General features: G+C 31.7%; 23 protein-coding genes. 11 read left to right on the top strand and 12 right to left on the bottom strand.

The features are described from left to right. Nucleotides 1-189, bottom strand: a complete 189-nt coding sequence (locus tag LNQ49_RS06095) for a hypothetical protein (protein ID WP_229987789.1) — start codon at nucleotides 187-189, stop codon at nucleotides 1-3. Nucleotides 190-271: 82 nt separating this feature from the next. Between LNQ49_RS06095 and LNQ49_RS06090 the strand changes: the two genes are divergently transcribed. Then, on the top strand, nucleotides 272-655 hold the full coding sequence (locus LNQ49_RS06090; protein WP_129539282.1) for a pyrophosphohydrolase domain-containing protein: 384 nt from the start codon (nucleotides 272-274) through the stop codon (nucleotides 653-655). A gap of 115 nt (nucleotides 656-770) precedes the next feature. On the opposite strand, the gene LNQ49_RS06085 is transcribed toward LNQ49_RS06090, so the two are convergent. Beyond that, entirely contained in the window at nucleotides 771-1,838 is a 1,068-nt protein-coding gene (locus tag LNQ49_RS06085; protein ID WP_229987788.1) for a branched-chain amino acid aminotransferase, read from the bottom strand. A gap of 305 nt (nucleotides 1,839-2,143) precedes the next feature. On the opposite strand from LNQ49_RS06085, the gene mnmC2 reads away from it, so the two are divergent. Beyond that, nucleotides 2,144-2,809, top strand: coding sequence for a tRNA (5-methylaminomethyl-2-thiouridine)(34)-methyltransferase MnmC2 (gene mnmC2, locus LNQ49_RS06080; protein ID WP_229987787.1), 666 nt, complete (start codon nucleotides 2,144-2,146; stop codon nucleotides 2,807-2,809). A gap of 167 nt (nucleotides 2,810-2,976) precedes the next feature. Beyond that, entirely contained in the window at nucleotides 2,977-3,174 is a 198-nt protein-coding gene (locus LNQ49_RS06075) for a hypothetical protein (RefSeq protein ID WP_229987786.1), read from the top strand. Nucleotides 3,175-3,210: 36 nt separating this feature from the next. Here the strand turns inward: LNQ49_RS06075 and LNQ49_RS06070 are convergent, their stop codons facing one another. Continuing rightward, nucleotides 3,211-4,152, bottom strand: a complete 942-nt coding sequence (locus LNQ49_RS06070; RefSeq protein WP_229987785.1) for a LysR substrate-binding domain-containing protein — start codon at nucleotides 4,150-4,152, stop codon at nucleotides 3,211-3,213. A gap of 111 nt (nucleotides 4,153-4,263) precedes the next feature. Between LNQ49_RS06070 and LNQ49_RS06065 the strand changes: the two genes are divergently transcribed. From LNQ49_RS06065 to can, 4 genes are all read left to right on the top strand, one after another. Next, nucleotides 4,264-4,743, top strand: coding sequence for a Dps family protein (locus tag LNQ49_RS06065; protein WP_229987784.1), 480 nt, complete (start codon nucleotides 4,264-4,266; stop codon nucleotides 4,741-4,743). Nucleotides 4,744-4,879: 136 nt separating this feature from the next. After that, nucleotides 4,880-5,164 carry a hypothetical protein gene (locus LNQ49_RS06060; protein ID WP_229987783.1) on the top strand — a complete coding sequence of 95 codons (285 nt, stop codon included), beginning with the start codon at nucleotides 4,880-4,882 and terminating at the stop codon, nucleotides 5,162-5,164. Between the two features lie 83 nt (nucleotides 5,165-5,247). Further along, nucleotides 5,248-6,894, top strand: a complete 1,647-nt coding sequence (locus LNQ49_RS06055) for a SulP family inorganic anion transporter (protein WP_229987782.1) — start codon at nucleotides 5,248-5,250, stop codon at nucleotides 6,892-6,894. Nucleotides 6,895-7,017: 123 nt separating this feature from the next. Further along, nucleotides 7,018-7,653, top strand: coding sequence for a carbonate dehydratase (gene can / locus LNQ49_RS06050; RefSeq protein WP_129539273.1), 636 nt, complete (start codon nucleotides 7,018-7,020; stop codon nucleotides 7,651-7,653). 37 nt (nucleotides 7,654-7,690) lie between these two features. On the opposite strand, the gene LNQ49_RS06045 is transcribed toward can, so the two are convergent. Both LNQ49_RS06045 and LNQ49_RS06040 read right to left on the bottom strand, forming a co-directional pair. Continuing rightward, nucleotides 7,691-8,896, bottom strand: a complete 1,206-nt coding sequence (locus LNQ49_RS06045) for an LETM1-related biofilm-associated protein (RefSeq protein WP_229987781.1) — start codon at nucleotides 8,894-8,896, stop codon at nucleotides 7,691-7,693. A 110-nt stretch (nucleotides 8,897-9,006) separates the two neighbouring features. Next, the gene (locus LNQ49_RS06040) at nucleotides 9,007-9,534 is read right to left on the bottom strand and encodes a superoxide dismutase family protein (protein WP_229987780.1); all 528 of its coding nucleotides are present in this window, start codon (nucleotides 9,532-9,534) and stop codon (nucleotides 9,007-9,009) included. 213 nt (nucleotides 9,535-9,747) lie between these two features. Between LNQ49_RS06040 and LNQ49_RS06035 the strand changes: the two genes are divergently transcribed. The 3 genes from LNQ49_RS06035 (at nucleotide 9,748) to LNQ49_RS06025 (ending at nucleotide 11,357) form a co-directional block, all read left to right on the top strand. Beyond that, on the top strand, nucleotides 9,748-10,188 hold the full coding sequence (locus LNQ49_RS06035; RefSeq protein ID WP_229987779.1) for an META domain-containing protein: 441 nt from the start codon (nucleotides 9,748-9,750) through the stop codon (nucleotides 10,186-10,188). Nucleotides 10,189-10,223: 35 nt separating this feature from the next. Continuing rightward, nucleotides 10,224-10,748, top strand: coding sequence for a DUF4251 domain-containing protein (locus tag LNQ49_RS06030; protein ID WP_229987778.1), 525 nt, complete (start codon nucleotides 10,224-10,226; stop codon nucleotides 10,746-10,748). Between the two features lie 126 nt (nucleotides 10,749-10,874). Beyond that, the gene (locus LNQ49_RS06025; RefSeq protein WP_229987777.1) at nucleotides 10,875-11,357 is read left to right on the top strand and encodes a hypothetical protein; all 483 of its coding nucleotides are present in this window, start codon (nucleotides 10,875-10,877) and stop codon (nucleotides 11,355-11,357) included. Between the two features lie 76 nt (nucleotides 11,358-11,433). Here the strand turns inward: LNQ49_RS06025 and LNQ49_RS06020 are convergent, their stop codons facing one another. Beyond that, the gene (locus tag LNQ49_RS06020) at nucleotides 11,434-12,528 is read right to left on the bottom strand and encodes a glycoside hydrolase family 18 protein (protein WP_229987776.1); all 1,095 of its coding nucleotides are present in this window, start codon (nucleotides 12,526-12,528) and stop codon (nucleotides 11,434-11,436) included. Between the two features lie 268 nt (nucleotides 12,529-12,796). On the opposite strand from LNQ49_RS06020, the gene LNQ49_RS06015 reads away from it, so the two are divergent. Continuing rightward, on the top strand, nucleotides 12,797-14,806 hold the full coding sequence (locus tag LNQ49_RS06015) for a BCCT family transporter (RefSeq protein WP_229987775.1): 2,010 nt from the start codon (nucleotides 12,797-12,799) through the stop codon (nucleotides 14,804-14,806). Between the two features lie 79 nt (nucleotides 14,807-14,885). On the opposite strand, the gene LNQ49_RS06010 is transcribed toward LNQ49_RS06015, so the two are convergent. The 6 genes from LNQ49_RS06010 to LNQ49_RS05985 form a co-directional block, all read right to left on the bottom strand. Then, nucleotides 14,886-16,676, bottom strand: a complete 1,791-nt coding sequence (locus tag LNQ49_RS06010) for an acyl-CoA dehydrogenase family protein (RefSeq protein WP_229987774.1) — start codon at nucleotides 16,674-16,676, stop codon at nucleotides 14,886-14,888. A gap of 249 nt (nucleotides 16,677-16,925) precedes the next feature. Further along, nucleotides 16,926-18,107 (bottom strand): thiolase family protein, encoded by a 1,182-nt coding sequence (locus LNQ49_RS06005; RefSeq protein ID WP_229987773.1) that lies wholly within the window; start codon nucleotides 18,105-18,107, stop codon nucleotides 16,926-16,928. A 55-nt stretch (nucleotides 18,108-18,162) separates the two neighbouring features. Then, nucleotides 18,163-18,519: a four helix bundle protein gene (locus LNQ49_RS06000; protein ID WP_229987772.1), complete on the bottom strand. Its 357-nt coding sequence runs from the start codon at nucleotides 18,517-18,519 to the stop codon at nucleotides 18,163-18,165. Nucleotides 18,520-18,572: 53 nt separating this feature from the next. Then, complete coding sequence (locus tag LNQ49_RS05995; protein WP_229987771.1) at nucleotides 18,573-20,963, bottom strand: 3-hydroxyacyl-CoA dehydrogenase/enoyl-CoA hydratase family protein; 2,391 nt, start codon at nucleotides 20,961-20,963, stop codon at nucleotides 18,573-18,575. Then, a complete protein-coding gene (locus LNQ49_RS05990) occupies nucleotides 20,947-21,414 on the bottom strand; it encodes a MarR family winged helix-turn-helix transcriptional regulator (RefSeq protein WP_229987770.1) in 468 nt (155 codons plus the stop codon). The genes LNQ49_RS05995 and LNQ49_RS05990 overlap by 17 nt, the downstream gene beginning before the upstream one ends. A 339-nt stretch (nucleotides 21,415-21,753) precedes the next feature. Then, nucleotides 21,754-22,767 carry a helix-turn-helix transcriptional regulator gene (locus LNQ49_RS05985; RefSeq protein ID WP_229987769.1) on the bottom strand — a complete coding sequence of 338 codons (1,014 nt, stop codon included), beginning with the start codon at nucleotides 22,765-22,767 and terminating at the stop codon, nucleotides 21,754-21,756. Nucleotides 22,768-22,993 lie beyond the last annotated feature (226 nt).

Here is a 22,993-nt window from a genome sequence, read left to right as displayed (position 1 = left end):
TTATCGTTTGAAGAATATTTTTATCAGAAATAGAATAACGATAAAAGCTATGAAGACAAGCAAAACCTTATAATTTCCTTTGTAGAATATTTTGTGAAGGCCTACATCTTTTCTGTAAGCAAATATCATTGCGATAACAAAAGCGATAAAAAAACACAATGCAAATATTAATTGTCCTTGACTAAACATAAGTTTAAAATTTTTGTGGCAAATTTAGGCATTAGTTTAAGAATAGTTGTTAATTTAGTATATCATTTAATTAAATATAATTATGCAAAAACAAATTGATGCAGTGAAGGAATTCCATACTGCTTTTAAAATTGGACATAGTGAATCACCAATTGCCGATTTGGGAGAAACGAAAAATATACTTCGTTACAATTTGATGAAAGAAGAAAATGAAGAATATCTTGAGGCAGTAAAAAACAATGATTTGGTAGAGATTGCCGATGCACTTGGAGACATGATGTATATTTTATGTGGCACAATTATCGAACATGGTTTGCAAGGTAAAATTGAAGCTGTTTTTGATGAAATTCAACAAAGTAATATGAGTAAGCTAGGTGAAGATGGACAACCGATTTATCGTGAAGATGGAAAAGTAATGAAGGGACCAAATTATTTTAAACCTGATTTTTCTAAGATTTTAAAATAGCACTTAGTTTTAGTTTGCAGTTGTTAAATTGAAAAAATATAAGGCATAAAAAAAATGGTTTTCAACTTGAAAACCATTTTTTTTTATATTCAATACTGAGACTGAAAACGAATAACTAGACTTTTACAGTCCAACCAAAAGTATCTTCAGCTAGTTTGTTTTGTATGCCTGTTAGTTTTTCTTTTAAAAGAGAAGCATAAGAATCAGCTGTTTTAGGTAATTCATAGTACTCATCTTTATATGAGAATCCTTTAATAACGCTTACTACTGCAGCAGTACCCGCACCAAAAATTTCTTTTAATGATCCGTCTTTTGCAGCTTCAACTAATTCAGAAGCTAATACGGAACGAACTTCTGTTTTTAGCCCTTCTTTTTCTGCAATTGCAAGTAAACTTTTACGAGTAATTCCGTCTAGAATTCTTTCGCTTGTAGGTGCAGTTAATAAAGTATCGTTGATTCTGAAAAATACATTCATTGTACCAGCTTCTTCAAGTTTGGTATGTGTTGCATCATCAGTCCAGATTACTTGTTGGAATCCGTCTTTGTTTGCTAAATTTGTTGGGTAAAACTGTGCTCCGTAGTTACCAGCAGCTTTTGCAGCTCCGATACCACCATTAGCAGCTCTACTGTAATGCTCAGCAATAATAACTTTTACTTCTCCAGCATAGTATGATTTTGCAGGTGATAGTAAAATCATAAATTTATATTCATCAGATGGATTTGCTACAACACCAGCGCCAGTAGCAATCATAAATGGACGGATATACATGCTGCTTCCGTTTCCTCTTTTAACCCATTCTGCATCTAATTTTAATAACTCATTCAATCCATCTAGAAAAATAGACTCAGGAATTTCTGGCATTGCCATTCTTACTGCAGAAGCATTAAAACGTTTGTGGTTTTCTTCAGGTCTAAAAAGCCAAATAGCATCTTTATCATCTTTATAAGCTTTCATTCCTTCAAAAATAGCTTGTCCATAATGAAAGACTTTTGAAGAAGGATCCATTAAAATTGGAGCGTAAGGCTTAATGACCGGTGTTTGCCATTGTCCATTTTTAAAATCACATTCGAATAAATGGTCTGTAAATACAGCACCAAAGCTTAAGTTTTCAAAGTCTACATCATTTATTTTTGACGAAGTAGCTTTAATGATTTCAATTTTGTTTGTTTGAGTTGTACTCATGATAAAGTGTGGTTTTTATGAACTATATTCATTGTTTAATGATTGTAATCTAAAACATTGAAGAAAATGAAATAAATTTTTATTAATTGCAAAATTAAGTAATATATATATAATTTGACTGCTAAAATGGTGTTAATTATAACGTTTGAATGGGATTTATTTATTTTCTAAAAAAGTTAAAAAAACAGCTTAATTTTATATGAAATTTATGAAAAAACAATAGTTTTTTAAGGCTTTACGCATTTGTTTTGATTAATTTTGACTTCTAAATAGGACAAAAACATCAATAAACTGATTTATAAATTGTGAAAAGAGAAATTATTCAAACTCTAGATGGCTCAACTACAATTCATTTGGAGGAATGGGGTGAATGTTATCACTCTAAACATGGAGCAATCCAAGAAGCTAAGCATGTCTTTATAAAAAATGGATTTTCTTTATTTGATGACAAACCTATTTCGGTATTAGAAATTGGTTTTGGAACCGGACTGAATGCTTTTATTACTTTTTTAGAAGCAAATAAGAAAAATCAGCGCATAAATTATGTTGGAGTAGAGGCATACCCTGTTGCAGCCGATGAGGTACTCATGATGAATTATGTAGCAGAATTGGCTGCAGATGAAGATGATGGTGTGTTTAAAAGAATGCATGAAAGTAATTGGGATGAAACAATTGAACTTACCGATTCGTTTGCATTAACGAAGAGAAAACAATTTTTTCAAGAAATTGATGATGTTGCCGTTTTTGATTTAATTTATTTTGATGCTTTTGGATATCAGGTGCAACCTGAGCTATGGAGTACTGATATATTCAGAAGAATGTATACTGCTTTAAAGCCAAATGGTGTTCTTGTAACTTATGCTGCCCGTGGCGTTGTTAAAAGGAGTATGATTGAGGTGGGATTTACAGTTGAGAAACTTGCTGGACCTCCAGGAAAAAGAGAGATGTTTAGAGCTCGTAAAGTGATGTAAATCACACTATTTAGATTAATTTTAAATTGCTATATATTCATTTATGCAAACGAATTCGTGAATAATAAAACAAAAAAATAAGTTAAAACATGAGCACTTGATTGTAAATTGCTTATTTTTACGTCGAGTTAAAAAATAATGAGATAACCCCATAATCTTAATTTATTATGTCTAAAATGATGTTTGATTACACGAAATCAATACTTGAAAGAGTAAGTTTCGACCCGGTACTTTTCTTAAAAGAATTAGAGAAAGCTATCAAAACACTATTACCATACGAAATGGAACAACTGGAAGAGTGGTTATTAAATTTTACAATCGGAAAGCCCGAATTAAAAGAATGTCTACTGATAGTTAAAGTATAGATAAATAAAAAAGGAACCTAATTAGGTTCCTTTTTTTTATTTCTTTTGGATTGGACTTATTATCTGAACATTTTGAAAAACAATAGCTCCTTTTACAACACCAGCAATCGTACTTCGTAAGGCATCGATGATTTGGATTTTTAATTCACTCTTCGGATAGATTAAACTTACCTCTCTGGCAGGTTTAGGTTCCTTAAAGTGACGAAGCTTTAATTTGTCTGTTTCTTTTAAATCTATTGTATGCAAATAAGGCAATAATGTTGTGCCTAAACCTTCGTCAGCTAATTTTATAAGTGTCTCAAAACTTCCGCTTTGTATCTGGAACGCATTATTTTCTACATCTGTGCCGTTTTTGCAAAGATTTAAAATACCATCTCTAAAACAATGACCGTCTTGTAAAAGTAGAATTTCGTTGATGTTTAAATCAGATACTTCGATTTCTTCTTTTTGAAAAATAGAATGTTGTTCAGGTATATAGGCTACAAAAGGTTCAAAATAAAGAACGATTTCTTTTATTTTTTCGTCTTCTAATGGAGTCACTGCAATTGCAGCATCAAGATGGCCGTTTTTTAATTTGGTAATAATTTCATCGGTATTAAGCTCTTCGATTAATAGCTTAACTTTTGGATATTTTTTAATAAAATTATTCAAGAACATAGGCAAAAGAGTAGGCATAACAGTTGGGATGATTCCTAATTTGAACTCACCACCTATAAACCCTTTTTGTTGTTCGACGATGTCTTTTATTCTGTCGGCTTCATTGACAATGTTTTTTGCTTGATTTACTATTTTTTGCCCAATTTCAGTAAGTTGAATTGGTTTCTTGCTTCTGTCAAATATTAAAATGCTAAGCTCTTCTTCTATTTTTTGTATTTGCATACTAAGCGTAGGTTGAGTAACGAAACATTTTTCGGCAGCAAGTGTAAAGTTTTTGTGTTCAGCAACGGCTAAAACATATTGTAATTGAGTTATAGTCATTTTTAATAGTATTTTCTGATGCAAAAATAAGAAAATATAATTTTTTTTTATGGCTTTTCCGAAAAAGTTATTTTAAATTTACAATTATTAGAAATATAAAATTAATACACTATGAAAACTAATATTTTAGGATTGCCAGTAAAAGAGTCAGAATTAATTGTTAAAGAATTAAATGTCTTACTATCAAATTTCCAAGTTTATTATCAAAACTTGCGAGGAATTCACTGGAATATTCGCGGAAAACGTTTTTTTGATTTGCACGTAAAGTTTGAAGAATTATATACAGATGCTCAATTAAAAATTGATTTAATTGCTGAGAGAGTCCTTACATTAGGAGGTACTCCGTTGCATACTTTTGATGACTATATCAAAAATAATAAAATAGTAGTTGGAAAGAATATCTCTAATGATGAAAAAGCAGTACACTTAATTGTAGATTCATTAACTGATTTACTGAAGATTGAAAGAGAAATTTTGTCACAGTCAGATGAAATCAATGACGAGGGAACCAACTCTATGATGAGTGATTTTATCTCTGAACAAGAAAAAACCATTTGGATGATGAAAGCATGGTTAGAAGAGGATTTGTAAAATCATAAAATAGAATGTCTAAAAGACCAGAATAGTATTAAAAAGCTATTCTGGTTTTTTTTTGTTAATGTTAAATTTGTTTAAAATTTTCAACTTACTGTTTTGATTTTATCAGTTTAGCTCTACTTTTGCACTAATGAAAAAAATTGCATACATATTATTAACCATATTTATTGCTTTCTTATCGACGCCACCAATTGTGACGATGATAGAGAAAACATGCGATGTGTCTGCATTTTATAGTTTTTCAGAAGAAGAACATTCACATAAAGAAGTCAAAGTTTATGTGTATCATCCTGTATTTCATGGTGAGTTCGTTTTACCTATGTTTGATAAATCAAATCTTATATTGTCAGAAAAATTATCTAAACACGATAAGATTTCTGCAACCATTTTTGCACCGCCACCTAATTTGGCATAGTACATCCAGTTATATTTTTTTAAACATTTATTGTATTTTAGTAGTACAGTAGATATTTTACGAACATTTTTTACTATTGTATTATGAAAAGAAAAGTAAATCTTTTTGCCAATCTTAAATCTGATTTTGCTTCAGGTTTAGTAGTTTTTTTAGTGGCTCTTCCGTTGTGTTTAGGTATCGCAATGGCCTCTGGAGCTCCATTATTTTCAGGAATTATTTCAGGAATTATCGGAGGGATAGTTGTAGGTTATTTGAGTCAATCACATATTAGTGTATCAGGTCCAGCAGCTGGTTTAACAGCAATCATTCTTACAGCAATTACTGATTTAGGAGCCTTTGATGTATTTTTAACAGCTGTTTTTATTGCGGGATTAATCCAGTTAGGATTAGGTTTCTTAAAAGCAGGTAGTATATCTAATTATTTCCCAACCAATGTAATCGAAGGAATGTTGGCAGGTATCGGAGTTATTATTATTCTGAAACAATTGCCGCATGCATTTGGATATGATGCTGATTTTGAAGGAGATCAAGCGTTTGTTCAACATGATGGAAGCAACTCAATTTCATCATTGTTTGAAATATTCAACCATATTCATATGGGAGCAGTAATCGTTACCTTAATCTCATTTGTTATATTAATTTCATGGGATAAAGTTCCATTTTTGAGAAAACTTAAATTAATTCCAGGTGCACTTGTTGCAGTTGTTGCTGGGATAATTGTAAATGAAATTTTTGTTTCATCTGGTAGCCCATTGGCTATTGGGAAAGAACATTTGGTATCGTTACCAATTCCAACTTCTTTTGACGAATTTAAAGCAATCATCGTAACTCCTAATTTTGCAGGGATAACTAATCCACAGGTTTGGGTTGTAGGTTTGACAATTGCAATTGTAGCTTCTATCGAAACATTATTATGTATTGAAGCAGCTGATAGAATGGATGTTCAAAAGCGATATACAAATACTAATGTTGAGCTTAAAGCTCAAGGAATTGGAAATATTGTAAGTTCTCTTTTAGGTGGTTTGCCAATGACATCTGTTGTTGTAAGATCTTCGGCAAATAATAATGCTGGAGCAAAATCAAAAATGTCAGCAATTATCCATGGTGTTTTATTATTGATAAGTGTATTGGCTATTCCAGTAATTTTAAATAAAATTCCATTAGCTACTTTGGCTACTATACTAATATTAGTAGGTTATAAATTGGCTAAACCAGCAACTTTTATTCACTTCTGGGAAAAAGGAAAATACCAATTCATCCCTTTTGTTGCCACTTTAGTATTTGTTGTAGCAACAGATTTACTTAAAGGTGTTGCTTTAGGAATTGTAATTAGTGTAATTTTCGTGTTAAGAGGGAATTTAAAAAGAGCATACAGTTTCAAGAAAGAAGAGTATGAAGATGGAGATGTAATTCATATCGATCTTGCTCAAGAAGTTTCTTTCTTGAATAAAGCGGCTATTAAACTTACATTAAATTCTATTCCAGAAAATTCAAAAGTGATTATCAATGCACAAGATACAGTGTATATTGCTCATGATATTCTTGATTTAATTAAAGAATTTAAAGATACTAGAGCTGTTGATCAGAATATTAAGGTCAAACTTAAAGGGTTTAAAAAGGCATACGAGTTAGAAAACTCTCCAGATTTAAACAATCATGTTTCTATAGAACATTATTATGATGTTGCAAAAAGAGCAATGGTTAAAAAAACAGAAAAAGAAAAATTTTAAAATTAATAGCTAAATAATGCTGTAGTGTTGTGTTTATAGAGGATTAAAAAGAGGTAACTTTACATGAGACTTTTTTAGAATCCTCTAAATACAAGAAATTGACAGTTTAAAAAAAATAAAAAGATGAAAGAGTTCTATAAACAAATATTAGATAATAACAAAAAGTGGGTTGAAAAATCATTAGCAAGCGATCCTAATTATTTTGCAGATTTAGCAAAAGGACAAACACCACCTTTATTGTGGATTGGTTGTTCTGATAGCCGTGTTCCAGCAAATGAAATTATTGGAGCTAAACCAGGTGAGGTTTTTGTACACAGAAATATTGCTAATATGGTTGTTCACTCTGATATGAACATGTTAAGTGTTTTAGATTATGCAGTAAACGTTTTAAAAGTTAAACACGTTATTGTTTGTGGACATTACGGTTGTGGTGGTGTAAAAACTGCTATGGGAAATCAATCAGTAGGAATCATTGATAACTGGATTCGTCACATTAAAGATGAATACCGTTTACATGATAAATATTTGAATTCTATTGAAGATGAAACAGAACGTTTTAATGCTTTTGTAGAAGTAAATGCTAAAGAACAAGTTTATAACTTAGCAAAGACTTCAATTGTACAAGGGGCATGGAAAAACGGTCAAGACTTAATGTTACACGGATGGGTGTATGGTTTGAATTCAGGATTTGTAACTGATTTAAATGTAAATATTAGTTCGAATGATGAACTTGATGAAGTTTATCAATTGAAATTGTAAATAAAAAAAATCGCCTTTAAGGCGATTTTTTTTGTTTTTATTCACTTTCATCATCTAAGTTCTCATTAAATGCCGAAGGCAATAAAGTGGGGATGAACTTGATTAGTATAGGTAATAACAAACTTCCACCAGGAAGTAAGAATATCGTTAATGATGGAATCGTTTTACAGATATCTAATAGTTGTTTTTTTACTTTCTTCTTTTCGCTAGGTTCTAGGTCTCTACGGGTAGAATAGGCTAGGAGAAGCATTAATTCTTTGCTTTGGATGATTTCCTTGATTAATCGGTTTTTATTACGTTTTATAAGCGTAATTACACCCATTGTCATCTGATCATAAAAATGCTTTACAGGATTGGAGTAATTAAAATATGGAATCTCCTTTTTATGCTCTGTAATAAAAGCATTAGTACTTTTAATACTTTCTGCCACGAAATCATCAGATACGTTTAAAATGTTAGCTAGAGTATGTAAAAAATAAGCTTCTTCATTTTCTACAATACCATCACTCCATAAAGCCATTCCGGCCATATCAATTAGATAATATTTTTCTAATTCATTTGTAAAATGATGCAATTGTAATGTTTCTAAAGTTGCTACTGTTACTTTAGAAAATTTGCTATAGCGGATTGATGCCTCAAAAAGTTTAATTAATAAATCGTCGTACTGTGATTTATTGGTTTTGGTTTTTAAAGCTAGTGCTACAATGCTCATAACAGTTTCTTCTATTTTCTTGAGGTATTTTTCTGGAATAGATCCATGAATTAAATACTGGCGAAAAGCCAAAACATCAATGAATAGCAAAGCATTTGTAACTAAATGAGAAAAGTTTTTACTAATGATACTGTCGTTCGTTTGAACACGTTCGTCTATAATACTTTCTAAAGTTAGTGAATCACTACTTTTTGGGAGTAATATTTTGAATAGATTAAAACCTTCAGGGTTCATTTGATTATAAAAAGCCAATGCTTCGGTAATGAAATGTTCTGAATTAGTATCGTTTTTGGTTAGGGAAAAAACACTGAATAAAGTATTTAATAAAGCTACTTTTGAAATTTCGGTTTTAAACCAACCTTTTGTTTTAATCGGTACTGGAGTTTCTATGGCAATTATATGACCATAAATAAAGCCTGTTGCTCTTACTTTTTGATAGAATGAATTATTAGTTTCAGTAACTACATGTTCTGGGAACTTTTGTTTACTAAAAAATTTATCTATCCAACCTGTTGCCGAAGGGTTAATCATTGCTTTAATTTGAAGCTACAAAGCTATCTTTTTTTTATGATTTGAGGATTGATTAAAAATAAAAAAACCATTTTACTTTGTGAATAAAATGGTTCTTTTGATTTGTGTAATTATTTTATGATTGCTGAACAAGCTACTCTTGCACCTGCATTTCCTGCTGGTTGTGAAGTAAAATCGTCTGGATCTTGATGTACGATTAATCCTTTTCCTAAAATATCTTTTGTTGGATCACCACAACCAATACACCATTCGTCTGTTTTCAATGTAATTGTTCCATTACCTTTTTCATCTGCTGTAAAGTTTCCGATGTCCCCTTTGTGATATTCTCCAACACCCCATTTTCCATGTTTCTTAAATGTTGGATTCCAGTGACCTCCTGCAGAACTTCCGTCAGCAGCAGTACAATCTGATTTTTCATGAATGTGGATTGCATGAACTCCAGGCTTTAAGCCGCTAATTTTTGCTACAAAAGTAACTTCGCCTTTTTTCTCTACAAAAGTTGCTGTACCCGATACAGAACTATTACTTTTTGGCTCAAGTGCAATGGTTAATTTTTTTGAATCTTCTGAGTTATTTTTGGTTTTACATCCAGTAATAATCGTAGCAATTACTACAAGAGATAGAATTATTTTTTTCATAATGTGTGTTTTTTTTAATCAAAAGTAAAGTTAGCTTAAAAATATCAAACCAAAAACATTGGAAAGGCAAAAAACATTGCTGAGTAAAGTTAAAAATAAGTTTAAAATTACAAGTATAGATGAAATATTGCTTAAATTCGTGTGTAAATTTAATTGTAAATAATACTGAACATAGTCTTTAATAGTAATTTATAAAACTTAAAACTTTCAATTATGATAAAAAGAATGACAATTTTCGCGGTATTAGGAATTATTTTGTTTTCATGTAATTCTGCACAGAATAAAACTACAAATACAAATTCAGCAGCAGAGCTTAATGGTACTTGGGAGTTAAATTATATAACTGGACCAAGAATCGCTTTTGACGGTTTGTATCCTAATAGAAAACCAACGATAACTTTTGATACTAAAGAGAACAGAGTTTCAGGAAACAATAGTTGTAATTCTTTTACAGGTAAATTAAATGTTGATGGTTATAAAATTAGTTTTAGAGATGGATTAGCAAGTACTAAAATGATGTGCATGGATAATCAAGGTGAACAAGTTTTTATGGACACTATGCTAAAAATAACTTCTTACGATATTACTGATAATGGGAAGACGTTGAATTTTATTTCAGGTGATATTGCTATGATGCGATTTACCAAAAAATAGGATTATTTAATTTTAATGCAACTAATATTAATTTTATGAAAACTAAATTATCTATTTTATTAGTATTGTCATGTTTTCTAAGTGTCTCTGTTTTTGCGCAAAAAAAAACATCCAAGGAGCTTAAAGCTGAAAAGGAATTACAGCAGCAAAAACAAATTGAAGCTCTAATCGATTCTAAAAACTTTGTGTTTGAGGCTCAGAAAATTTCTCCACAAGGAGGGAGGGTTATCATATTGGATTATAATACTTATTTTTTAAAATTTAATCCTGAAAAAGTAACTTGTGATCTGCCATTTTTTGGACGCGGTTTTAATATTGGTTATGGTAGTGAGGGAGGTATAAAATTTGAAGGGGTACCCGAGAATGTAAAAGTTGAAAAAAAGAAGAAGTACTATAATCTTAAGGCTATTGTTAAAGGGAAAGATGATATTTATAATTTGATATTTTCTATTTTTTTTAATGGAAGCACTACACTTTCAGTAAATAGTAATAATCGTTCATCAATAACTTATTATGGAGAGATAAGTGCTCCAAAAGTAGATGCTGATAAGAAATATTAGGTTTAGAAATTTACGTAGAAGTATTCATTAATAATGGAATTAAGTTATGATGATTTAAAATTGTCTATATCCAATTCTCAGAACTAATAGAATATAATCAGTATTATAAAAATTAAATTTAAAATTATGAAAAAGTTTCTTATTGCATTATTGCTGGTGGTTTCTGTAAATTCTTTTGCTCAATCTTTGGAGAAAGAAGATCTAGATGTTATTCAGAGTATATATGGAAGGTCTAAATCAGAACTTGTAAAACAATATATGAATTTGTCTGATGAGCAAACTGCAGCTTTCCAAAAAGTATATGATGGGTATGAGGTTGAACGCAAATCATTAGGTTTGACAAAATTAAAATTAGTAGATGATTATGCTCTGAATTATGCCACCCTTACAGATGCCAAAGCAGATGAATTGGCTAAAGGGCTATTGAAAAATAATCTTAGCTATGAAAAACTATATAGCAAAACGTATACTAAAGCCAAAAAGGCGATAGGGGCAATTAATGCTGCAAAATTTGTACAATTAGAATTTTATTTACAAACAGCAATTAGTAGCGAAATACAGGATTCTATTCCTTTTATTGGGGAGATTGAAAGATCTAAAGTGAACTAAAAAGGGAAATTTTAGTTTGTTGAAAATGCGTTAACAATTCATGAAAGTGTTAACGCATTTTTATTTTATGGTATTTTTATTTTTTTGTTTTCAGTTCATATATAGCATCAACCATTCCATTTTTTGGAGTGTCCAGTGGTAATTCCCAAAACATAATACCACCTAATTTTTTAGAAATAGCATAAGCTGTTTTCTCTTTTATCGATGGAAGGTCATCCCCAGTAGCAAATTTTTGTTCTTTTTCATTATACCAATAGCCTGCTTTTGCTTTATTGTCCCAGAAATATTTCCACCCATTAGCCTCAGTAAAAGTAGTTGCATAATTTTTAAATGCAACCCCTTCAATGTGTACTCCTGATTGATATAAACCATTATTTACATTGGCAACATCTTTCCAGATTCGAGTGTAAAAAGCTCCACCAATTACTAATTTATTAGCTGGAATTCCTAATTTTAATAAATAGGATACTGCTCTATCAGTAGATTGCGCGTCAGGTGTTCCACCATATAAAGGAGCATGATGACCTGTTACTGTTGAGTATCCATTTACTAAATCGTAGCTCATTATATTTACACGGTCTACTAATGGCATTGCAATTTTCCATTCAATAGATTCGTCTAAGAATTTTTGGAAACCTCCAGCAGCAAAACTAAGTTCATGTTTTTTTCCTAAAGAGGTACGTAATGCTTTTACAAGCTCAGTGAAGTTTGGCTTATCTGCAGCTTGATATAAATGTCCAGGAAGTCCTTCGATAGCAGGATATTCCCAATCTAAATCTAATCCATCAGTTTTAAAATAGTCGTTAATTTCTTTTACTGATTTTGCAAAAACATTTCTTCCTTGTGCAGTTGAGAAAACTTCAGAACAAGGTTCGCATCCTGCCCATCCGCCTAGTGAAAGCATAACTTTAAGTTTTGGATGCGTTTTTTTTAATCCAACTAAGTGTTTGATTGCAACAGAATCTTTAGGTGTGTCTACACTTAATTTTCCATCTTTTAAATGACAGAAGCTAAAAATTATGTGTGTAAGCTTACTTACATCATATTCATTAATAAGTTTGTCATCTCCTGTATAATAGGCAATAACGTCAATTTTTTTTGCTGATTGTGCAAACGTATTTGTGGCAAAACAGCACAAGAGAAAGAAAGCAATTGGTTTTAATCTTTTCATTTTTTTAATAGTTTTTAGTTTTTAATAGGTTTTTTGAATGTTAAATATAGAATATTTAAACTGAATTTTATTTTTCAATTTTCGTTTTGAAGCACTGATTTTTATTTGATTGGTTTTTATTTAGATTGATTTCCTTTATTTTCTGAATTTTTATGTGCTTATTTTTGATTTTTTAAAGCATTGTAAATGAATTGGTTATCTCTGTTTTTTGTTCTTTTTAATTTAAAGCCCTATCTTGCATTTTATTCTTTTATATATATACCTAATTATGAGTAGATTATCCAGTTCAAGCATCTTTAAAACAAATTTCACTAAATCTGTTGCATTTCCAAGTTTAACAATAATTATTGCTATATCGTTATTCTGTGGTTTTTTCTCAGGTGAAGCTGAAGGTGCCTTTAATTTTATTAAGGAAATTGTTTTTAAAAATCTGAGTTGGTTATATGTATTAATTGTAACTGTTTTTGTGCTTTTTTTAATCGGATTAGCAGTTAGTAAATTGGGAAAAATAAAACTTGGTAATGACGATTCTGTACCTGATTATTCCTTTTTCTCATGGGTGGCGATGCTTTTTGCAGCAGGAATGGGAATTGGGTTAATGTATTTTGGGGTAAGTGAAACGATGTCTCATTATGCAAATCCTGCTAATGCTAATTTAGCTGTAGATCTTCGAGCTAAAGAGGCACAATTGTATACCTTTTTTCACTGGGGTTTTCATGCTTGGTCTATATATGGTGTTGTTGGATTGTCTTTAGCTTATTTCACATATAGACACAATCTACCACTTGCGATTAGAAGTGGCTTTTACCCAATGCTAAAGGATAAAATACATGGTAGATTTGGTGATATTATTGATGTTTTTGGGTTGTGTAGTACTTTTTTCGGAATTACTACAACTTTGGGTTTTGGAGTTGTACAGTTATGTGCCGGATTAGTAAGTCTTAAAATTATTCCTGATTCTGATTTTAAGTATCAAATTGCAATTGTACTTGTTATTATGGTAATTGCAGTTTTTTCAGCAATTTCAGGTTTAGGAAAAGGAGTAAAGAAACTAAGTGAATTGAATATTATACTGGCTGTTTTACTAATGTTATTTATATTAGTTTTTGGGCCGTCAATTTATATCTTAAGCACTTTTACAGAAGGGTTAGGGCACTATATTAGTCATTTTATTTCTCTTACTTTTAATACTTATGCTTATGAAAAAGGGAGTCAAGAATGGTTCTCTAAGTGGACTATTTTATATTGGGCATGGTGGATTTCTTGGGCACCTTATGTGGGATTATTTATTGCAAAAATCTCAAAAGGAAGAACTATTAGAGAATTTATTTTAGCCGTTTTGTTTATTCCTGCTTTTTTTAATTTTTTATGGATGACCGTTTTTGGAAGTAGCGCTGTATGGATTGATGAGCATGTTGCGAATGGAGGTTTAAGTTTGCTAGTAAGCAATCCAGATACTTTATTATTTAATTTTTTCGATTATTTTCCTTTTACTACACTTTTAAATGTGTTGTCAATACTTATAATCTGTGTCTTTTTCATTACTTCTGCAGATTCGGGTATTTTTATAATGAATGGAATTGCTTCGAAAGGAGCGACTAGTTTTCCTAAATGGCAAAGTATTTTTTGGGGAGTGCTATTGTCAGTCTTGTCTTTAAGTTTGTTACGAACTGGAGGATTGGCTTCATTACAAACCATGACTCTTATAACTGCATTGCCTTTTGGAATTATAATGATTTTGTTGTGTTATAATTTATGGAAGGCACTTGTTGCAGATAATGAATATAGTGCGAAGAAATATTCGCATGGTAGTTTAAACTGGAATAATAATAATTGGAAAGAGCATCTCGAAAAAATCCTTACGTTTTCTGAAAAGAAAGATGTACATAAGTTTATTGATACTACTGTAAAAAAAGCATTCGATGAACTTAAAATTGAATTAGCGAATAATAATGTAGAGGCCAATATTAATCTCTTTCATACTCCTAAACATGCCATTGAATTAGAGATTAAACACGATGAATTGAGGAGTTTTAAATATGGTGTAATGGCCCAGCCACTCACTATATCTGAAACTTTAATTAATGAAAAAAATACTGCTGATATAGATTCTGAAATTTCTTTTTACCCTTTTACTTATTTTGGTGATCATCGAATGGGCTATGATATTCAATATTTAAGTAAAGACGGTATTATCTCGGATGTTTTAAGAGAGTACGAACGCTTTTTAAATCTGGGTTCTAACCGTGATAATGATTTAATTATGAAGTCTAATTAAATAAAAAAAATAAAACCGCAGTGTTTTCGGGACAGCTGCGGTTTTGAACAAATTAAATTTACTAAAAACTATTTTTATTTTAGAAGCAGTATTCGTTTTCTGCAACTAATTTTGAAGTTATCGTTTCTCTTAAAGCAACTACATTTGGCATGTTAGTATATTTTGTAAAACGACGTAATCCCATTAACATCATACGTTGTTCGTCACCTTCAGCAAAAGAAATAATTCCTTCTTTTCCTTTTTGATTTACAATATCTACTGCTTTATATAAGTATAATTTTGCCATTGCAATTTGCTCTTGTACTTTAGCTTCTCCTTCTTTTTTGGCTAATTTTTCAGTTCTAAGGATAGTACTTTCTGCCATGTAGATCTCAATCAAGATGTCAGAAGCAGCCATTAATAATTGTTGGTGAGCATCTAAATCTGGACCGTATTTTTGTACCGCACTTCCAGCAACCATTAAGAAAACTTTTTTCAAGTTAGCAATGATTCCTTTTTCTTCTGCAAACAATTCTGAGAAATCAGGAGTGTCAAAAGAAGGAATACCCATTAATTCTTCAGATACTTTCATTGCTGGTCCTAATAAATCAACATGACCTTTCATGGCTTTTTTGATTAACATTCCAACAGAAAGCATTCTGTTAATTTCGTTTGTACCTTCGTAGATACGAGCAATTCTTGCATCTCTCCAAGCACTTTCCATTGGAGTATCTTCAGAGAATCCCATACCTCCAAAAATTTGAATTCCTTCGTCAGCACAATTCTGAACATCTTCAGAAACAGCAACTTTAAGGATTGAACACTCAATAGCATATTCTTCAACACCTTTTAATTCTGCTTCTTGATGTGTAGCTCCTTCAGCTTCACGAGCGATAATTCTATCTTCGATATCTTTTGCAGCACGGTAAGATGCACTTTCTCCAGCATAACAGTTAGTAGCCATTTCTGCTAATTTAGAACGGATTGCTCCAAATTGAGAAATTGCTGTATTAAATTGGATTCTTTCGTTAGCATATTTTACTGCTCCAGAAGTTACTCTTCTTTGTGCATCAAGACAAGCAGCAGCTAGTTTAATACGACCAACATTTAATGCATTCATTGCGATTTTGAAACCATTTCCTCTTTCTGAAAGCATGTTTTCAACAGGAACTTTGGTATCATTAAAGAAAACCTGACGTGTAGATGAAGCACGAATTCCTAATTTGTGCTCTTCTTCATTCATCGAGATTCCATTATCAGTAGTGTTTTCTACGATAAATCCTGTAATGTTTTTATCATCTCCAATACGAGCAAAAACGATAAATACGCTACAGAAACCTGCGTTAGAAATCCACATTTTTTGTCCTGTAATTTTGTAATGTGTTCCATCTTCAGATAAAACAGCTTTTGTTTTTCCTGAGTTTGCATCAGATCCTGCTCCTGGCTCAGTTAAGCAATAAGCTCCAAACCATTCACCTGATGCTAATTTAGGAACGTATTTTTTCTTTTGCTCTTCAGTACCATACAAAGTGATTGGCATAGTTCCAATTCCTGTGTGTGCTCCAAATGCAGTTGAGAACGAACCTGTAGCTCCTGAGATATAATCACAAACTAGCATGGTTGATACGAATCCCATTCCTAATCCACCGTATTCTTCTGGAACTGCAACTCCTAAAAGTCCCAATTCACCTGCCTTACGCATACTTTCTTCAGTAAAAGCGTAATCTTTTTTCTCGAAACGATTTTTATTAGGCCAAATTTCTTTGTCTACAAACTCTTTTACAGAGTCACGCATCATTAATTGCTCTTCCGAAAAATCTTCTGGTGTAAAGATATCTTCGCATTTTGTTTCTTTTACTAGGAATTGACCTCCTCTTGTTTTGTCTGACATGGCTTGATTTTTTTTATTTTTTAATGAAGATGAAAGATTTAAGAAGAAAGATTATTGTCTAATTTGCTTATGAAACCTGTTGTCATCTTTTTGAAATTCAATTATTTTGTTTTTTTATTTGACTATGTTTTTATCTATAATCTGAACTTCTCAATATTGTCATTTCGACGAAGGAGAAATCGCATTCAATTAATCAGTAGGTGTGATTTCTCCTTCGTCGAAAAGACAAACGGATGAAAATATTTTAGATTACAATACCTCGTAAATCCCAGCAGAACCTTGTCCAGTTCCTACACACATAGAAACGATTCCGTATTTGCTACCTCTGCGTTTCATTTCATCGAATAATTGTACTGATAGTTTTGCACCTGTACAACCTAGTGGATGTCCTAATGCGATAGCTCCACCATTTACGTTTACGATGTCAGGATTTATTCCTAACTCACGAACTACTGCTAATGATTGAGAAGCAAAAGCTTCGTTTAATTCTACTAAATCAATATCTTTTAATTGTAATCCTGCTTGTTTTAAAGCTTTTGGAATAGCTTTTACAGGACCTATACCCATGATTCTTGGCTCAACACCAGAAGAAGCAAAGTTTACTAATCTTGCAATTGGTTCAAGATTTAATTCTTTTACCATATCCTCGCTCATGATTAAAACAAAAGCAGCACCATCACTCATTTGAGATGAGTTACCAGCAGTTACACTTCCATCAGCAGCAAAAACCGGTCTTAATCCAGCTAAAGCTTCTTTAGAGGTTCCTGCACGTGGGCCTTCGTCTTTGTTTACTATGTATGATTTTGTTTCTTTTTTACCGTTTTCATTGATAAAAGTTTGCTCAACAGTAATTGGTACAATTTGTTTGTCGAATTTACCCTCAGCTTGTGCTTTTAAGGCTTTCATATGTGAGTTATAGGCAAATTCGTCTTGGTCTTCTCTCGAAACATTATATTGCTTAGCAACAGCTTCGGCAGTTAATCCCATTCCCCAGTAATAATCTTCATGTCCTTCAGAAGCAAGTTTATAATCTGGAGTTGGTTTGTAACCTCCCATTGGAATAAAACTCATGCTTTCGGCACCACCAGCAATGATACAATCAGCCATTCCTGATTGGATTTTAGCTGTTGCCATACCGATAGTTTCTAATCCAGATGCACAGTAACGGTTTACGGTTACACCAGGAACATCTTCTACTTTTAATCCCATAAGAGAGATTAAACGACCTACGTTTAAACCTTGTTCTGCTTCTGGCATGGCATTTCCTACCATAACATCATCAATACGTTTTTTGTCAAAATCAGGCAATTCATTCATCATAAACTGAATGGTTTCTGCAGCCAATTCATCAGGTCTTTTAAATCTAAAAACTCCTTTTGGTGCTTTTCCTACCGCAGTACGATAAGCTTTAACTATATATGCTGTTTTCATTTATAATTGGTATTAAGATTGGAGTATTAAGTATTAAGACTTCCAATCGTTATAATTATTGGTTTTTAAGAGATTTTTGAAGCGTAAAATTCATATTACTTACTTCAATTAATTCATTTATTATAGATGAAATTTTTTCTCCATCTATTAATTCAAGACGTTTAGATATCATTAATTGTGTTATCAATTCAAAAGTTGAACCATTTGCGATTCCTAAAAAGTGTACAAACTCATTTTTAGAATTTCTTCCTGAACCTTCAGCTATATTTGAAGGAATTGAAACTGCACATCTTTTTATTTGACTCGTAAGATTAAATTTTTCGTCTTTAGGCAATGATGCACAAGCTCTATATACTGCTTCTGTAATATTCATTGCTTTTTGCCAAATTTTTAATTTTTCAAATTGATGCATAACCTTTAATCCTTAATACACGATTCTTGATACTTAATACTTAGTTCTTGATACTAATTTCTTAATGGTTTCCCTTTAGTTAGCATGTATTGGATTCTTTCCAAAGTTTTGCGTTCTGTACATAAACTCAAGAATGCTTCACGTTCGATATCTAATAAATATTGTTCAGATACCAATGTTGCTTCTGATAAATCACCACCAGCCATAACGTAAGCTAATTTGTTAGCGATTTTTTTATCATGTTCTGAGATGTATTTTCCAGCTTCCATTTGGTCAGTTCCTACTAAGAACATTCCAAGAGCTTGCTTTCCTAATACTTTTACATCAGTTCTTCTAATTGGTTGTGTGTAACCAGCTTCAGCCATTAACAAGGCATGTTTCTTAGCTTCGGCAATCTGACGGTCTTTGTTTACTACGATGATATCTTTACCGTGTTGTAAAAGTCCAGTATCAAAAGCTTCATAACCTGAAGTAGATACTTTTGCCATTGCGATTGTTAAGAAATATTCTTGAAGTACATTTAATTCTACATCGTTTTTACGGAATAAATCAGATGCTCTTAAAGCCATTTCTTTTGATCCACCACCACCAGGAAGTACACCAACTCCAAATTCAACTAATCCCATATAAGTTTCTGCAGCAGCTACAACTTTATCAGCATGTAAGCTCATTTCGCATCCACCACCAAAAGTCATTCCGTGAGGAGCTACTACAACAGGGATTCCTGAGTAGCGAACGCGCATCATTGTGTCTTGGAACATTTTGATTGCCATATTCAACTCGTCGTATTCTTGCTCAACTGCCATCATGAAAATCATTCCGATATTAGCACCTACAGAGAAATTTGCTGCTTGATTACCAATAACTAATCCTTGATATTCTTTTTCAGATAAGTCAATTGCTTTATTAATTGCTTGAAGTACATCGCCTCCAATTGTATTCATTTTTGATTGGAATTCTAAGTTCAAGATTCCATCTCCTAAATCCTCGATTATTGCACCGCTATTACTCCAAACTTTTTTGCTTTCGCGAATGTTGTTTAGAATGATGAATGCATCTTGTCCTGGAACTTTAGTTTGTGATTTTGTTGGAATGTTGTAGAAGTAAGTTGCTCCTTCTTTTACAGTATAAAAGCTTTTGCTTCCTGATGCGATCATGTCATTTACCCATGCAGCTGGAGCTAAACCTTCGGCTTTCATGATTTCGATTCCATTTTCGACACCTATTGCATCCCAAATTTCGAAAGGACCATTTTCCCATCCGAAACCAGCTTTCATAGCATCGTCAATTTTGTATAATTCGTCTGATATTTCAGGAATTCTATTTGAAACGTAAGCAAACATACCAGCAAAACTTTTACGGTAGAATTCACCAGCTTTGTCTTTTCCTTTTACAAGAACTTTAAAACGATTGATTGGTTTATCGATAGTTTTTGTTAGCTCAAGTGTAGCAAAATTTGCTTTTTTAGCAGCACGATATTCTAGTGTGTCCAAATCAAGAGTAAGGATGTCTTTATCTACTTTTTTGTAGAAACCTTGTCCTGTTTTGCTTCCTAACCAATTATTTTCCATCATTTTTGTGATGAAATCTGGAAGTTTGAATAATTCGTGTTGTTCATCTGTTGGGCAGTTTTCGTAAATACCATTGGCAACATGTACCAAAGTATCTAGACCTACTACATCGACAGTACGGAAAGTAGCTGATTTTGGACGCCCAATTACTGGACCAGTCAATTTATCAACTTCTTCGATAGTCAATCCCATCTCTTTTACCAAATGAAATAAACTCTGAATACCATAAATACCTATTCTGTTTCCGATAAAAGCAGGAGTATCTTTGGCTACTACCGAAGTTTTTCCTAAAAATTTAGAACCATATTCATTTAAGAAATCCAATACTTCAGTTGAAGTTTTTGGACCAGGAATAATTTCAAATAATTTTAAGTAACGCGCAGGGTTAAAAAAGTGTGTTCCGCAGAAATGTTGTTGGAAGTCTTCGCTTCTTCCTTCACTCATAAAATGAATTGGAATACCTGAAGTGTTTGATGTTACTAAAGTTCCTGGTTTACGGAATTTTTCAATTTGTTCAAAAACCAGTTTTTTAATATCAAGACGTTCTACAACAACTTCAATAATCCAATCAACATTGGCAATTTTTGCCATATCATCAGTTGTATTTCCAGTCGTGATTCTATTTGCGAATTTTTGACTGTAAATAGGTGATGGCTTAGATTTTAATGAGTTAGCAAGATGTTCGTTTACAACTCTGTTTCTTACGGCTTTGCTTTCTAGAGTTAAGCCTTTTTTAGTTTCGGCCTCTGTTAACTCACGAGGAATGATGTCTAGGAGTAAAACTTCCACACCAATGTTTGCAAAATGACAAGCTATTCCTGAACCCATAATTCCGGATCCAATTACGGCAACTTTTTTAATTGTGCGTTTCATTTTCTATTTTTTCTGTTTGATTAAATATATTTTTATCTTGTATTAATTCATTTATGATTTCTGAGACCTCCATAAAATGTTTTAATTTTTCTTCAGAAACGTGGTTTCTAACTGTTTCATTAAATTTCAAGACTGTATTTTTAGATAAATCTCTTTTTTCTTTTCCAAATTCAGTTAGATAAATCAAAACTCCTCGACCATCAGTTGGATTTTTCTTGCGAACAATCAAACCTTTTTCTTCCATAGATTTAAGCGTTCTGGTTAAGCTAGTAGCTTCCATTCCCATTCTCGGACCTAATGCTGTCGATGGAGTACCCTCTTCTTTATCGATACTTAATAGTGCAAAACCAGTAGCCATTGTTGCATCATATTTTGCAGCCTCTTCATTGTACATCCTTGATACTGCTTGCCAGGTTGCTCGTAAAATATAATCTATAGTTTTTTCTTTCATTTTGTAGATTGTATTTGATTATTTAATTTTAATGTGAAATACATTTCATTGTATCTTTTGCATTAATTTAAATCGAATTCGTTTTATTGGCAACTATATCGATTTCAAATATAATAAAAAAATATTATGCATGCATAGTATTTCAAAAAATATTTTTTAATTAATTAAAAATTTACTCTGAAATAGAGTTGGTTAAGTTTTTTGTTTTTGAATGTAATATACTGATTTTTTTAAAATTATAATTATTCTAATATTCTAAAAATTACTTCATCTCAGGGAATTAGGACTTCAGATTGCTGTTTCTTGAGAGATAATTCTCCGATTTAAAAATAAGAATTATCAATCTTTATAATTAAGATAAGCATTCTTAAGTTTGTCTTTTATCCGTAATCGTAACCTGTTGGGACTAATAACTTGCAATCCATCACCAAAACCTAAAAGTAAACGTTCTATTTCATAATTAATTTTAAGCCTTAACGAAATGATAATACTTCCATCTTCATTTTCATTTTCTAGTTTTTGTGAATTATGGAATGGCTTTGTTAGAACATAAGGAGCATTTTCTTTATCAATCCATAGTTTTATAGTTCGAGCGTCCAATCCTTCATTAACAGTTACACCAACTACATCTTTATAAAAAGCTTCTGCATCAAAAATCTCTTCTATATAAGGCATACTAAAATCGTAATCGATTTTTATAATTCTATCGAGTGCTAAATTGGTTATTGGTGCTCTCGATTTTTTTTTGCCAATCAGAAACCAACGATTATTAAATTCCTTTAAAATAAAAGGATGAAAATTAAACTTTTGCTCCTCTCTGGATTTAAATGATTTGTAGGTAATAACAAGAACAATTTTTTTAATGATGGCTTGATAAATTTCGTCCAAATAGTGCAATCCTTTTAGATTCTCATTTTTATCGAGATAAATTACTGAATTGGTATGTGATTTCTCCGAATAGATTTTGTCTTCTAAGCGCTGTAAAATATCAGAGACATCACTAAACAAAGAGAAGTCTTTAAATTGTTTTAACATAGAAACCGTTTCAGTTAAGACATTCATGTCAGTTTCAGTTAGTGGAATATCGGTAATTGAGAAATCCTCATCATCGTATTTGTAGAATTTCTTGTCATAAACCACAATAGGAGCATTGTATCCGAGTTTTTCACTGCGCATAAGTTGAATATCCATTTGTATGGTACGTTTGCTTACAGGGTTTTCTCGACCCTCGTATTCAAATAAAGCATCCGAACAAGCCTCGATTAAATCATCGAGTGTCCAAGTTCGGTATTGGTTCTGTAGGCATTTATCAATTGTTTTGTATCGAATCAATGCATTCTTGTTTTGTGACATAATTTAAATTTTTGGGCGTGTCCCTTCGGGTCAGGCAGTTTGCTATATCTTTTTTGGTCAAAAAAGCCCAAAAAAGGATGCCGCTTCCTTCCTTCACGCAAACAACATCAATGATAAAAATACACTTTTAAAATTACTACGCAAAACTATTGCGTACTTGTTAAGGTTATTTGTATCATCAATTACTGTGTTTTTAAATGATGAATTAAAGAATTTATAATAGTAA

The sequence above is a fragment of the Flavobacterium pisciphilum genome (assembly GCF_020905345.1).
Lineage (GTDB): Bacteria > Bacteroidota > Bacteroidia > Flavobacteriales > Flavobacteriaceae > Flavobacterium > Flavobacterium pisciphilum.
Note: the sequence above shows the minus strand (reverse complement) of the source record. Positions and strands in the feature narration are given on the sequence as shown.